We start from the raw sequence: 12,941 nt of genomic DNA, 5'->3' as shown, positions 1-12,941 counted from the left end.
AGCCGCTGCGCCCTGTCGCAAGGTACCGATACTATGAGCGCTATCGACTCTCTCCCCCCGCTGCGCGAGGTGATCGAGACCCATCAGCTGTTGGCGCGCAAGTCGCTTGGCCAGAACTTCCTGCTGGATCTGAACCTGACAGCCAAGATCGCCCGACAGGCGGGCGATCTCACGGACTGTGACGTGCTGGAAATCGGCCCCGGCCCCGGTGGCCTGACCCGTGGCCTGCTGGCCGAAGGCGCGCGCAAGGTTCTGGCGGTGGAGAAAGACAGCCGCTGCATCCCGGCCCTTGCCGAGGTCGCGGCCGCCTATCCCGGCAAGCTGGAAGTCATTGAGGGCGACGCGCTGGAGGTAAACCCCCTCACCCATCTCACTCCGCCGATCCGCATTGCAGCAAACCTGCCCTATAATGTCGGCACAGAGCTGCTGGTGCGTTGGCTCACCCCAAAGGCATGGCCGCCGTTCTGGCAAAGCCTGACCCTGATGTTCCAGCGTGAAGTGGCTGAACGGATCGTGGCCCAGCCCGGCACCAAAGCCTATGGACGTCTGGCGCTTTTGGCCCAGTGGCGAGCGGATGCCCGCATCGTTCTGTCCCTGCCCCCCGAAGCCTTCAGCCCGCCCCCAAAGGTCCATAGTGCGGTTGTCCATCTGACGGCATTGGAAGAGCCCCGTTTCCCCGCTGATCCGGGCACGCTGAACAAGGTTGTCGCTGCCGCCTTCAATCAACGGCGCAAGATGCTGCGCGCCAGCCTCAAGAGCGTGAGCCCCGATATCGAAGACCACCTGAACGCGGCAGGCATCCCGCCCACCGAACGCGCAGAGCAGGTGAGCCTGGAAGCCTTCTGTGCGCTTGCCCGCAGCGTCAAGGCCGCCGAAAGTTGATCGCAATCCAGACCGTTTTATAGGGCACGCTAGCCCAGACAGAAAAAACCCGGCGCCCAGCAGACTGCTGGGGCCGGGTTTTCACATTTCAAATAGGCCGGTGGCTTATTCAGCGGCCTCTGGCGCGTCCTCTGCCGGGGGCTTTGCCTTGGGCTTGCTGGCGCGTTTTGCAGCAGGTTTGCGCTCTGCCGCCGGGCTGTCACCTTCACCGCCTTCAGCCTTTGCAGCCGCATCTGCCTTGGGCTTGCGCGGTGCGCGTGGCTTGCGGCTCGGGGCCTTTTGCGGCTTGGCTTCGCCCTGATCTGCTGACGGCTGCTCTGCAGCGGCCTGCTCCGGTGTATCCACCAGACCGCTGTCATCATCGCTGTCGCGCGGATCAACGACGTCAGGCTGCGGCGCATCTTCGCCCCGGCTGGCCGCTTCGCGTTCCTGGCGTTCCAGCCGCTCCTGGCGCTCGCGATCCCGCTCTGCCTGGCGTTCACGGTTCTGGCGTTCCTGCTCCTCGCGGCGCGCCTCGATCTCGCGTTGGGCTTCGTTCAGCATCCGCAGATAATGCTCGGCATGCTGTTGGAAATTTTCTGTGGCAACACGGTCATTGCTCAGCTGAGCATCGCGGGCCAGCTGGTTGTATTTATCAATGATCTGTTGCGGCGTTCCGCGCACCTTGCCCTCAGGACCGGAGCTGTCGAAGACGCGGTTGACAACATTGGCCCCCTGGGGGCGGTTCCGGTTCGACTTGGAACGCGAACGTGATTTTGACGATCTCATATGTCTAACGTCAGCCTTGATTGTATTTGTCGTTGGACCCAATTGGCGCGTCTTAGCGCCGGATCATCGACTATTTTGGGCTTGGCGTCGCCGGGAGGTATTCTGCACCTCGCTCAAAAGCGACACCTCTGAGTAATCATGTTCAGCCCCATCAGACAAGAGGCTGGGTTGAGTTTTCCGTGTTTTTTCTTTCAAAACTACGAATTCGGCGGCGTTTTCATGCCTTAGGCGGTGTTTTCGCCACAGTTGCGGCCGAAAACCACCCTGTCGCGCCCATCCAGATCTGGCAGGACACGTACATCCACCAACCCTGCGGTGCGCAACATTTCCGCAACCTGCGCGCCCTGAGTTGGCCCGATTTCCAAAAGCACCCGCCCACCCGGAGCGAGATATTCAGCGACCTGCTGCGAAATCGCGCGATAGGCGCTGAGCCCGTCAGCCCCGTCGGTCAGGGCCATTTCCGGTTCATGGCCCCGCACTTCGGCGGACAGGCCTTCCATTTCATCTAGCGCGATATAGGGCGGGTTCGAGACTATGAGGTCAAACTGCCCTTCGACCTGCGCAAACCAATCCGATTGGCGCACATCGGCGCGTGGCTCAACCCGGTGCAATACCGCATTGGCACTGGCCTGCAGGCAGGCTGCTTCGCTCAGATCGACGCCCAGCCCGGTCGCTTTGGGCTGTTCGGCAAGGAGGGTGACCAGGATGCAGCCCGATCCCAGGCCAAGATCAAGAACCCGGGCGAACGGTTCCGCCAGCGCGGCCTCGATCAGGCATTCGGTTTCCGGGCGCGGGTCCAGCACATCGCTTGAGACCTTGAAGCGGCGGCCATAGAACTCGCGCTCTCCCACCAGATGGGACACTGGCACGCGGATCGCGCGGAGCGAAATCAGCTGTTCATAGCGCTCGGCTACATCGGGATCGAGATCCTCGGGTGCGATCAGCGTTACCCTGCTCGCCTCGATCCGCGCTGCATGGGCCAGTAGAACCCGCGCGTCACGGGCGGGGTCAGGCACCCCTGCCGCCCGCAGCCGCGCGGCTGCTGCGGCCATTGCCTGTGCGGCTGTCTGCGGCGCGTTCATTGGCCCATCTCGGCCAGACGCCGCGCCTGATCGTCGGCTGTGAGCGCATCGATGATTTCATCCAGATCGCCCTGCATGATCTGATCGAGCTTATAGAGCGTCAGATTGATCCGATGGTCCGACATGCGGCCCTGCGGGAAATTATATGTCCGGATCCGTTCGGAACGATCCCCCGAACCCACCTGACTGGCCCGATCGGCGGAGCGTTCGCTGTCGATCCTCTGGCGTTCCAGATCATATAGCCGGGTGCGCAGAACCTGCATTGCGATCTCTCGGTTCCGGTGTTGGGATTTTTCCGAACTGACGACGATGATGCCCGTTGGAATATGGGTGATCCGCACGGCCGAGTCGGTGGTGTTCACGTGCTGACCGCCCGCGCCGGATGCGCGCATCGTGTCGATCCGCAGGTCTGCCGGGTCAATGCGCAGATCGACCTCTTCCGCTTCGGGCAAAACAGCAACCGTCGCGGCCGAGGTATGGATACGGCCACCAGACTCGGTCACGGGGACACGCTGGACCCGATGAACACCGGATTCATATTTCAGTCGGGCAAACACGTTGTTGCCTTTGACATGGGCAACCACCTCTTTCAGGCCGCCAAGTTCGGTGGACTGCTCTTCGATGATCTCAAACGTCCACCCCTGCGCCTCTGCGTAGCGTTGGTACATGCGCAGCAGATCCCCGGCAAACAACGCCGCCTCATCCCCGCCGGTACCGGGACGGATTTCCAGCATCGCAGGTTTGCTATCGGCTGCATCCCGCGGCAACAGGGCCAGCTGCAGCGCCTGTTCTGCCTCTGGCAGCGCCGCACGCAGACCCGGCAGCTCTTCCTCGGCCAAAGCCGCCATATCGGGATCTGCCAGCATCTGCTCGGCTTCATCAAGATCCGCAAGCAACCGACGATAGGAAATGATCTGCTCCGCGACCGGGCGCAGGTCGGAATACTCCTTGGCGAGGGCTGCAATATCCTCGCCGCTTGCCCCATCGGACATCGCAGCCTCAAGGTATTGAAACCTTTGCAGGATCTGTTCAAGGCGGTCTTCGGGGATCATGCTTGGGGTATCCGTTTAGATCTGACTTTGGCGGAGGGCCTGCCATGTGATATGCTAGGCCCATGCAACATGCCAGTCCCGATATCGCCAATCACCGGCCAGGCGCAGCAGCGAAACCCTGCGGAGGGGTCCTTGCAGCCGTGGTTTTGGTCACATCGCTGACATGTGGCGTGGCACAAGCTGATGTAAAAACACCGGACGGGCGCACCATCGACTGCTATTGCACCGACAGTAGTGGCAGCCGCATAGAGCTGGGGGAATTCATCTGCCTGCAGGTCGACGGGCGCATGTTTACCGCGCAGTGCCAGATGTCACTGAATGTTCCCATGTGGAGAGAGGTGCAGAACGGCTGCCTGTCGGCCGAAGGCGCTGATGCGGTCTCTGATCTGCCCCATACCACGTCAAGCACGGCGTGGCCGCAGATCTGAACCGCCGCCCATGCACCCGCGCCTATTGTGCGCCACCTTCCATCTGGGCAATCCAGCCACTGATGCGGTCGTTGTTGCTGCCGAGGTCAGAGCGCCCGAAACGCAGACGCGCATAGACCTTCAGCAGATCACCATCCTGACGTGCGGTGGTGTAATCGGGAAAGCCGATAAACCGCGTGCGCGTCACATAGGTGATCATCTGATCCTCGACCGAACCGGCAAGAACACGTGTACGCGGCGCGTTTGCGGCCACGGCATGGAAACGTTCAAGCCCGCTTTCGCCGGTCCGCATCACCCGAAAGACACCCCCGCGAAAGGTTCTGTCCTCCGAAAATTCCGGCTGGGTGTTCCAGTCCAGCGGATCACTGGGCGCGAGACGAATAAAACCGAGCACCACAACAACTGCTGCGATGCTCAGCCAGACAAATATCATCACGCGCCCCATATGCTATCAACTCTCTCCTGGCGCATGCCAGAAGCGATGCGCGTTACTTGGTTTCAACGCCCGGCAGCACACAGAGCAGCTCATAAAGCAGGTTTGCTGCAGTCAGCGCCGTATTGCCCGATGTGTCGTAAGGCGGCGACACCTCAACCATGTCACACCCTACAATATTCAGCCCCCGCAGCGCCCGGATCAGTTCCAGCGCCTGCGGCGTCGCTAGCCCGCCGATTTCCGGCGTACCGGTTCCCGGTGCATAGGCTGGGTCCAGGCTATCGATATCATAGGACACATAGACAGGCCTATTTCCGATATCGCGACGAATTTCCGCACCCAAGCCATGCAGAGAACGGTGCCACAGCTCGCTCGCTGGGAAGTGCTGAAAGCCCCAGCGCTGCGCTTCCTTGAAGTCCTCAGAGCCATAGCCCGTGCCGCGCAACCCGATCTGGTAGGTCTTGTCCGGGACAATCAGCCCCTCTTCATAGGCGCGACGGAACACGGTGCCGTGGGTCTCCCGCTCGCCGAACATGTCGTCATTGACGTCAGCATGTGCATCAACATGCACCAGTGCGACAGGCCCGTACTTGCCTGCGATGGCCCGCAGGATCGGCAGGGTGATGGAATGATCGCCACCCATTGCGACCGGGATGACATCGCCTGTCAGGATCGCCGCATAGCTTTCCTGAATGATGCGCAGGCTGTCCGACAGCGAAAATGTGTTGATCGCCAGATCGCCGATGTCACCGATATTGAGGCTGTCAAACGGCGCAGCGCCGGATGTCATGTTGTAGGGACGGATCATCGCACTTTCGGCACGGATCTGTTTTGGGCCAAACCGCGTTCCCGAACGCCAGGAGGTGCCGATATCCATCGGCACGCCCAAAATAGCCACATCCAACCCCTCAAGAGAGGTCGCTTGCGGCAGCCGCATAAAGGTGTTGGGCCCGGAGAACCGAGCAAGATCATTGCCGCTGATGGGCTGATTGAAATCGGTCATCGGCCTGTGATCCTCCAGCCAAGAAGACAAAGGATGCTCATCGCGACATGCGCCCCCGCGATCGCTGTCGCACCTGTGGTGTCAAAGGGCGGCGAGACCTCGACCACGTCGCCGCCGAGAATATTGATCCCGCGCAGCTCCTTGAGGATCGCCTCTGCCTGCGCAGAGGTGAGGCCACCCCAGACCGGCGTGCCTGTCCCCGGTGCATATGCGGGATCCAGACAGTCGATATCAAAGGTCAGATAAACGGGCCTGTCCCCCAGAACCTCGCGGATGCGGCGCGCGGTTTCGACAGGGCCGATGGCATGCACGGTGGGCGCATCAATGGTCGGAACGCCCAGATTGTCTTCGTTCGTGGTACGAATGCCCACCTGGACGGATGTTGCGGGATCGATGACCCCGGATTTCACCGCCTTGTAGAACATGGTGCCATGATCGACACGGCTGAAATCATCATCCTGCCAGGTGTCGCTATGCGCATCGAAATGCAGCAGGGAGATGGGCCCGTATTTCTCGGCATAGGCCTTGAGGATGGGGAACGACACATAGTGATCGCCGCCAATGGCAACGGTTGCTGTATCCGTCGCGAGGATCCCGCGGATGTGATCGGTCAGCGTGTCGGGAAAGGCCGCAACATTTGCATAGTCAAACGCCAGATCACCGTAATCCACGATCGCCAGCTCACTGGCCGGGCAGATGTCCCAGCCATATGGTGCATCGGGGCTTTGCAGGGCCGAAGCCTCGCGCACCGCACGCGGGCCCAGACGGGTGCCCGGACGATTGGTCACTGCCTGATCAAAGGGGATGCCGGTGACGGCAATATCCGCATGTGTCAGATCTTTGGTGTAGCGGCGTCGCAGAAAGGACGTGGCGCCCCCAAAGGTGTTTTCAAAGCTCAACCCTTTCAGGTCTTCGCGGGTGAAGGCCTGATCGACCTGTGTTTTTGCGTCTTCTAGCGCCATGCGGACTGCTCCCTCTTCTCGGGTTATGGCCACCTCCTAGCGAAAGCGCGCAGTCTTGTCATCTGAAAGGCCGCGCATTGCCGTCAGATCAGGTTGCGGGCTGTGCTCTTTCGACCAGCCGGGCAAAGAATGACGCGCCAATGGGCGAAATCTCATCGTTGAAATCATACTTCGGATGGTGCAGCCCTGCGCTCTCTCCCTGCCCGAGGAAGAGATAGGCGCCCGGTCGTGCCTGCAGCATGTAGGAAAAGTCCTCCGCGCCCATCTCGCGTCCGCCTTCGCTCTCGACGTTGTCAGCCCCTGCGATTTCCGAGGCCACATCCACCGCAAATGCGGTTTTTGCTGGGTCGTTGTAGGTGGCGGGATACCCCTCCTCATAGTTCAGCTCGGCCTCGACACCATAGCTGGCAGCCTGGCCTGCCACGATTTCCTTCATGCGCTGCATCACCATCTGCTGCACATCCGGGTCAAAACTGCGCACGGTGCCGTTGATGTAGGCCGTATCGGGCACAACGTTGTCGGTGGTGCCTGTGTGGATTTGGGTCACGGACACCACGAGATCCTGCAGCGCATAGTGGTTGCGGCTGACGATCGTCTGGATCGCCTGCGCGATGCCGCAGGCTGCCATCACCGGGTCGCGCGTCTCATGCGGCATGGCGGCATGCCCACCGCGCCCGTTGATATGGATGTGAAATTCATCCGTTGCGGCCATCAGCGCACCGGGCGTTGTCAGGAATGCCCCCACCGGCAGGCCGGGTGCATTGTGCAGCGCATAGACCTCTGAAATGCCAAAGCGGTCCATGATGCCTTCTTCCACCATGATGCGCGCACCGCCAATCGCCTCTTCTGCGGGCTGGAAGATCAGCGCGACACGACCGCTGAAATTGCGCGTCTCCGCAAGATACTTGGCAGCGCCCAAAAGCATGGTTGTGTGCCCGTCATGCCCACAGGCGTGCATGTTCCCCGCATGACCAGAGACATAATCGACCCCTGTTTCCTCCGGGATGGGCAGGGCATCCATATCCGCGCGAAGACCGATCGTGGGGCCAGTGCCTGCATCATTCCCCTGCCCGTTGATGATCGCCACCATGCCGCTGGTCGCAATCCCTTCGTGCAGCTCATCCACCCCGAATTCGCGCAGGCGTTCAGCCACAAAAGCGGCTGTCTTGGGCAAGTCCAGCGCCAGCTCTGGTATCTGGTGCAGGTGCCGACGCCAGGTCTTCATCTCTTCGGCGTAATCGGCAATTCGGTTCACAACCGGCATTGGGGTGGACTCCTTGGTCAGACTCGGGATTGATGCATCTGACACCGGAATAAGTTGGCCTGCAATGCAAGAAAATCACCTCATTCACGATGAAACTGCCGGAATTGAACGGCTCTTGGAAATCATGCGTCGCCTGCGTAACCCAGAGGGTGGCTGCCCCTGGGATATCGAGCAGGATTTTGCCAGCATCGCGCCTTATACCATTGAAGAAGCATACGAAGTTGCCGACGCGATTGAGCGTGAGGCGTGGGACGAACTGAAGGGAGAGCTGGGCGATCTGCTGTTTCAGTCGGTGTTTCATGCCCAAATGGCGGCAGAGGCCGGGCATTTCACCTTTCAGGATGTGGTCACAACCATGTCAAACAAGATGGTGTCGCGTCATCCGCATGTCTTTGGCGATGAGAGCCGCGAGAAATCGGCCGAACAGCAGACAGCCGATTGGGAAGCCATCAAGGCGGCAGAACGCGCTGGAAAGGCGCAGCAGGGCACGTTGGATGGTGTGGCAGTCGGCCTTCCTGCGCTCTTGCGGGCATACAAATTGCAAAAACGCGCAGCGCGTGTCGGGTTTGACTGGCCCACGACCAATGAAGTCATCGACAAGATCGCGGAAGAAGCCGCTGAGCTTGTTGAAGCCCGCGACAGCCTCTCCCAGGATGAGGTTGAGGAAGAATTCGGTGATCTGATGTTTGTCATGGCCAACCTTGGTCGTCATCTCGGCGTAGAGCCCGAAGCCGCCCTGCGGCGGGCAAATGCCAAGTTCATCCGACGGTTTGAGGGCGTGGAGGCGAAACTGGCGGCCCGCGGCAAACGGCCGGAAGACAGTGACCTTGCAGAGATGGACGCCCTCTGGGACGAAGTGAAGGCAGACAGCCGCGCCGAGAGCAACAGCTAGCTTGCCCCGACCCCCTTTGCCCCCCATATCTTTGTCATGCTTCGCTTAACCCCAATTCTCCTTGCCGTGATCTATGGTCTCGTGATGTACCGCTTCTCCGTGTGGCGGACGCATCGGGCACTGGATCAGCAATCGACACAGCTGGCAGATGCCCGGCTGCGGCAGCTGACCGACCAAATGGCCGCCGCTCTGGGAGTGAATTCCATCCCGGTCTATATTTACGAAGTCGACCCTGTGAACGGTCTCGCCGCCCCTGATGGGCGGATCTTCATCACGCGGGGCTTTTATCGAAAATACCGCAACGGCGAGGTGAGCGATGCCGAACTCGCCTCGGTCATTGCGCACGAATTGGGCCATGTCGCCCTGGGTCATGCAAAAAAGCGGATGATCGACTTTTCCGGTCAAAATGCCCTGCGCACGGCGCTGATGCTTATCATCGGGCGTTTTGTTCCCTTTGTCGGTCCTTGGATTGCCAATCTTCTCACCACCTTGCTGGCCGCGCGGCTGTCGCGCAGTGATGAATACGAAGCCGATGAATATGCCGCCGCACTTTTGGTCAAATCAGGCATCGGAACGGAACCGCAAAAGAGCCTGTTCCGCAAGCTGGAAGCCCTCACAGAAGCTCGCGCCGGGATGGCGCCGGCCTGGTTGATGAGCCACCCCAAAACCGAAGAGCGGATTGCTGCTCTCGAACGGCTGGAGGCCAAATGGGACAAGGCGTGAAGATGAGCTTCACCCTGTAACCATTTGCAAAACATGGTTAACACAAGTTAACCACCCCCTTTTGCCCCTTACCCCTTGCCGCCGCCCCTAACCTTCCCCACATGGGAAGGTAGTATTTCACTGCCGCCCTTTTCTTGGTGCAAACGGGCGGCACATTTGCCGGAGCCTCCATGCGCTATTCTGTTCTTGATCTTGCCCCCGTACCTGATGGGCAGACTATCGCGCAGTCCTTGCACAACAGCACAGAGCTGGCACAGAAGGCCGAAGCCTGGGGATACCACTGCTATTGGCTGGCCGAGCATCACAACATGCCGGGCATTGCCAGCGCGGCGACAGCGGTTCTCATCGGCCATATCGCAAGCCAGACGCAGACAATCCGTGTCGGGGCTGGCGGCATCATGCTGCCCAACCATGCGCCCTACATGGTCGCCGAAGCCTTTGGAACATTGGCGAGCCTGCATGGCGACCGGATTGATCTGGGGTTGGGCCGTGCACCGGGCACCGATATGCAGACTGCCCGCGCCCTGCGACGCGGCATGGCCTATGACCATGCCTCTGGTGACAGCTTCCCACAGGATGTTCTTGATCTGATTGGTTTTCTTGGCGCAGATGATCCACACCGCCCGGTTCGGGCTTTCCCCGGACAGGAGACATATGTTCCGGTCTGGATCCTCGGCTCCAGCCTTTATGGGGCGCAGCTGGCCGCCAACCTGGGACTGCCTTACGCCTTTGCGTCTCATTTCGCCCCCGCTGCACTGGAAGAGGCGCTGGAGGTCTATCGCCGTCAGTTCCGCCCATCTGCTACGCTGAGCAAACCGCACGCGATGATGGCAATCAATGTCTTTGCAGCTGACAGCGACGCCGAAGGCAGCCGACTGCGCACGACCATGCAGCAGGCCTTTGCGCGTCTGCGTCTCGGAAAACCTGGAAAACTCCCCGCGCCCGTTGATGATATCACCGACCACATACCAGCGCCGGTGCTTGCTGGCGTGAACGAGGCGCTGCGGATCTCGGCCACTGGCAGCAAAGACACGGTCCGCGCAGAGCTATCCACCATTGTCGCGCGCTATCGCCCGGATGAGGTGATCATCACGGGTCAGATTCACGATCATGAGGCGCGGCTGCGCTCTTTTGAGACAGCGGCAGAGATCCTGAGCGAGATCTGAGCCAGAGCGTCAGGCCGCAAGCGCCTTGGCCAGCCGTGGCAGGCGGGCCTTTTTCAACAGGGGGCGCATGTCCCAGCCGCCATCTGACAGGCGGTTGGCCTCGTCCAGCACCCTGCCTGCAACCTCGGCAAGGCCGTCGGGATCCTTGAGCCAGAAATCATAGAGCAGTTGATCGGGTCCGATACGGTCCAGCCCCTCCTCTGCCAATGTGTGGCGGGGGAAGTCCTTGTTGTTGACCGTGACAATCGCATCTGCGTGCCCTGCAACCGCAGCGGCCAGAACGTGGATGTCGGCCGGATCCGGCAACCAGAGCCGTGCCTCGACCCCTGCCACCGGTGGAACGCTCGCATTTGGCCAGGCCCCACAGATCAGGGCGATTTCCGCGCGCGCCTGCGCCTCTCCCGTCGGGCCGATCTTGCGCGCGGCGCGGGCCCATTCCTCAAGGATGCGGGCAGACCACAGCGGTTCAAAATGCCCCTGACGGGCCGCGCCCAGCAGCATCTCCCGCATCACGGTTGGATACAGAACACAGGTATCAAGAAGCAGCTTCATCGGGCGCGCCCCCTTGCAAGAGGTCTCAATCGAGCCGGAAGAACACAGCCTTCAGATAGCCGCTCTCGGCCAGTTGCGGCAGCTGCGGATGATCCGGCCCGGCATAGCCCGTGTGCAACAGCTGGCCACGACGCCCACCCCGGCCAATGCCACGCGCAGATGCGTTGCGGAATTTCGACAGATCTGCAGCATGTGAACACGAACAAAGCCCCAGATAGCCACCCGGGGCAACCAGTGGTGCCGCCAGCTTAGCCACGCGTTCATAGGCGCGCAGGCCCGCTTCAAGCGCGGGTTTGGACGGGGCAAAGGCCGGCGGATCACAGATCACCACATCAAACTGCGCTCCCTCCTCGCCAAGTTTTGTCAGCTCTTCAAAAGCATCGCCCTGACGGGCCACAAAACGGTCAGCCATGCCGCCCGCCGCAGCCCCCTGTGCAGCCAGATCCAGCGCGGGAGCAGAGCCGTCCACACAGGTCGCCTCAGATGCCCCCGCTGCCAGCATCGCCAAACCGAACCCACCCACATGGGAGAAAACATCCAGAACCTTGGCACCGGGTTTCACCAGCCGCGCGGCAAAGCCGTGGTTTTCCCGTTGGTCATAGAACAGGCCGGTTTTCTGCCCGCCCGTCAGATCCGCCATATAGGTTGCACCATTCATGCCCACGGCAATCGGCGCCTCAGGTGCGAGCCCCAAAAGGGTTGCGTTCTGATCGTCCAGCCCTTCCAGACCGCGGGCGCGGCCGGTGGCGTTTTTCAGGATGGTGGTGACACCTGTGACCGCGGCCAGCGCCTCGGTCAGGGCCTCCAGGTGACTCTCTGCCCAGGCCGCGTTGGGCTGCACCACGCAGGCATCTCCAAAGCGGTCGATCACCACCCCCGGCAGACCATCGGATTCGGCGTGAACCAACCGGTAGAATGGCGCATCATAAAGCTGCTCGCGCAACTCCAGCGCGCGGCGCAGGCGAATTGCAAACCAGTCGGTGTCGATCACCGCCGCCGGATCGCGATCCAGAATGCGTGCAATGATCTTGCTCTCGGAGTTCATCGCAACCAACCCAAGCGGGGTCATTGCCTCATCCTCCAGCACCGCCAAAGTGCCGGGGGCAAGCTTGCGCGTGCGCCGGTCAGTCACGAGTTCATTGGCATAGACCCAGGGAAAGCCGTGGCGCAGAGCACGGGCGTTTGCCTTGGGTTTCAGTTTTACGCGGGCGCGCTCAGGCGCGGAGGAAGAAGCTGTCATGCGCCTCTCTTACCTGCAAGATCTCCGCGTTGGAAGAGCGTCCCACACGCAAGACATCGACACACGCAAGACGCCAACGCCCCCATCCAAGCCACACCGCTGCACTGCGCGGCGCAGAAGACGCTAGCGGTCGCGCGATCGCCAGCCGCCGCGCCTGCGTGGTTTTGCAGCGGCCTCGGCTCCGGCGCGCAGCACCTGCGTCATCGGATGATCGGGCTGCGCTTCACCGTAGGCTGCGAGCAAGCCGGGGATTGCCGCCCGGCTGTCCTGACCATCGGGCAGGCTCAGAGCCCAATCAAGAAAGATGCTGCGACATTCCCCTTCGGATATGCCGTCCATGCGATAGGATTCGCGGATCAGCCCCTTGGGATCAAGGGCCGGATCCTGGCCGGTCGGCCCGCTTGTGGCGGTTGTGCTGTCTTGTGTCTCACTGCTCATGATCTGCCTCGCCCCTCCCTGTTCAGATGCCGCTTTGGCCTGTAGCCTTGGCCCGC

Annotated in this window: 15 protein-coding genes; 5 read left to right on the top strand and 10 right to left on the bottom strand. The window is 61.1% G+C overall.

Annotated elements, in window-relative coordinates; genetic code table 11:
• Window positions 1-33: 33 nt before the first annotated feature.
• Window positions 34-882: a 16S rRNA (adenine(1518)-N(6)/adenine(1519)-N(6))-dimethyltransferase RsmA gene (gene rsmA, locus NIT7645_RS16025; RefSeq protein WP_008562432.1), complete on the top strand. Its 849-nt coding sequence runs from the start codon at window positions 34-36 to the stop codon at window positions 880-882.
• 105 nt (window positions 883-987) lie between these two features.
• Here the strand turns inward: rsmA and NIT7645_RS16020 are convergent, their stop codons facing one another.
• The 3 genes from NIT7645_RS16020 to prfA form a co-directional block, all read right to left on the bottom strand.
• Window positions 988-1,650, bottom strand: coding sequence for a DUF4167 domain-containing protein (locus NIT7645_RS16020; protein ID WP_008558746.1), 663 nt, complete (start codon window positions 1,648-1,650; stop codon window positions 988-990).
• Window positions 1,651-1,874: 224 nt separating this feature from the next.
• Window positions 1,875-2,732, bottom strand: a complete 858-nt coding sequence (gene prmC, locus NIT7645_RS16015) for a peptide chain release factor N(5)-glutamine methyltransferase (RefSeq protein ID WP_008559160.1) — start codon at window positions 2,730-2,732, stop codon at window positions 1,875-1,877.
• Window positions 2,729-3,784 (bottom strand): peptide chain release factor 1, encoded by a 1,056-nt coding sequence (gene prfA / locus NIT7645_RS16010; RefSeq protein ID WP_008562172.1) that lies wholly within the window; start codon window positions 3,782-3,784, stop codon window positions 2,729-2,731. The genes prmC and prfA overlap by 4 nt, the downstream gene beginning before the upstream one ends.
• Window positions 3,785-3,846: 62 nt before the next feature.
• On the opposite strand from prfA, the gene NIT7645_RS16005 reads away from it, so the two are divergent.
• Complete coding sequence (locus tag NIT7645_RS16005; RefSeq protein ID WP_224832955.1) at window positions 3,847-4,212, top strand: hypothetical protein; 366 nt, start codon at window positions 3,847-3,849, stop codon at window positions 4,210-4,212.
• A gap of 22 nt (window positions 4,213-4,234) precedes the next feature.
• Here the strand turns inward: NIT7645_RS16005 and NIT7645_RS16000 are convergent, their stop codons facing one another.
• From NIT7645_RS16000 to NIT7645_RS15985, 4 genes are all read right to left on the bottom strand, one after another.
• A complete protein-coding gene (locus NIT7645_RS16000; RefSeq protein ID WP_037302232.1) occupies window positions 4,235-4,657 on the bottom strand; it encodes a DUF1499 domain-containing protein in 423 nt (140 codons plus the stop codon).
• A gap of 43 nt (window positions 4,658-4,700) precedes the next feature.
• Window positions 4,701-5,648, bottom strand: a complete 948-nt coding sequence (gene speB / locus NIT7645_RS15995) for an agmatinase (protein ID WP_050687504.1) — start codon at window positions 5,646-5,648, stop codon at window positions 4,701-4,703.
• Entirely contained in the window at window positions 5,645-6,610 is a 966-nt protein-coding gene (speB, locus tag NIT7645_RS15990; RefSeq protein WP_008561171.1) for an agmatinase, read from the bottom strand. Before speB (NIT7645_RS15990) ends, speB (NIT7645_RS15995) begins: the two co-directional genes overlap by 4 nt.
• A gap of 88 nt (window positions 6,611-6,698) precedes the next feature.
• Window positions 6,699-7,874, bottom strand: coding sequence for a M20 aminoacylase family protein (locus NIT7645_RS15985; protein WP_008562410.1), 1,176 nt, complete (start codon window positions 7,872-7,874; stop codon window positions 6,699-6,701).
• A 64-nt stretch (window positions 7,875-7,938) separates the two neighbouring features.
• Between NIT7645_RS15985 and mazG the strand changes: the two genes are divergently transcribed.
• The 3 genes from mazG to NIT7645_RS15970 all read left to right on the top strand — a co-directional run bounded on the left by mazG (window position 7,939) and on the right by NIT7645_RS15970 (window position 10,655).
• Window positions 7,939-8,766 (top strand): nucleoside triphosphate pyrophosphohydrolase, encoded by an 828-nt coding sequence (gene mazG / locus NIT7645_RS15980; protein ID WP_050687502.1) that lies wholly within the window; start codon window positions 7,939-7,941, stop codon window positions 8,764-8,766.
• Between the two features lie 36 nt (window positions 8,767-8,802).
• On the top strand, window positions 8,803-9,489 hold the full coding sequence (locus NIT7645_RS15975; protein WP_037302227.1) for a M48 family metallopeptidase: 687 nt from the start codon (window positions 8,803-8,805) through the stop codon (window positions 9,487-9,489).
• Between the two features lie 170 nt (window positions 9,490-9,659).
• Window positions 9,660-10,655, top strand: a complete 996-nt coding sequence (locus NIT7645_RS15970) for an LLM class flavin-dependent oxidoreductase (protein WP_050687500.1) — start codon at window positions 9,660-9,662, stop codon at window positions 10,653-10,655.
• 9 nt (window positions 10,656-10,664) lie between these two features.
• Here NIT7645_RS15970 and NIT7645_RS15965 read toward each other — a convergent pair whose 3' ends face one another.
• From NIT7645_RS15965 to NIT7645_RS15955, 3 genes are all read right to left on the bottom strand, one after another.
• On the bottom strand, window positions 10,665-11,207 hold the full coding sequence (locus NIT7645_RS15965) for an RSP_2648 family PIN domain-containing protein (RefSeq protein ID WP_008560908.1): 543 nt from the start codon (window positions 11,205-11,207) through the stop codon (window positions 10,665-10,667).
• 25 nt (window positions 11,208-11,232) lie between these two features.
• The gene (locus NIT7645_RS15960) at window positions 11,233-12,447 is read right to left on the bottom strand and encodes an RSP_2647 family RNA methyltransferase (RefSeq protein WP_008562674.1); all 1,215 of its coding nucleotides are present in this window, start codon (window positions 12,445-12,447) and stop codon (window positions 11,233-11,235) included.
• A 123-nt stretch (window positions 12,448-12,570) separates the two neighbouring features.
• Window positions 12,571-12,885, bottom strand: a complete 315-nt coding sequence (locus NIT7645_RS15955) for a hypothetical protein (RefSeq protein ID WP_008563235.1) — start codon at window positions 12,883-12,885, stop codon at window positions 12,571-12,573.
• Between the last annotated feature and the right edge of the window lie 56 nt (window positions 12,886-12,941).

The sequence above is a fragment of the Phaeobacter italicus genome (assembly GCF_001258055.1).
Classification (GTDB): Bacteria; Pseudomonadota; Alphaproteobacteria; order Rhodobacterales; family Rhodobacteraceae; genus Phaeobacter; species Phaeobacter italicus.
The sequence above is the reverse complement of the archived record's forward strand: the minus strand, read 5'-3'. Positions and strand labels throughout refer to the sequence as shown.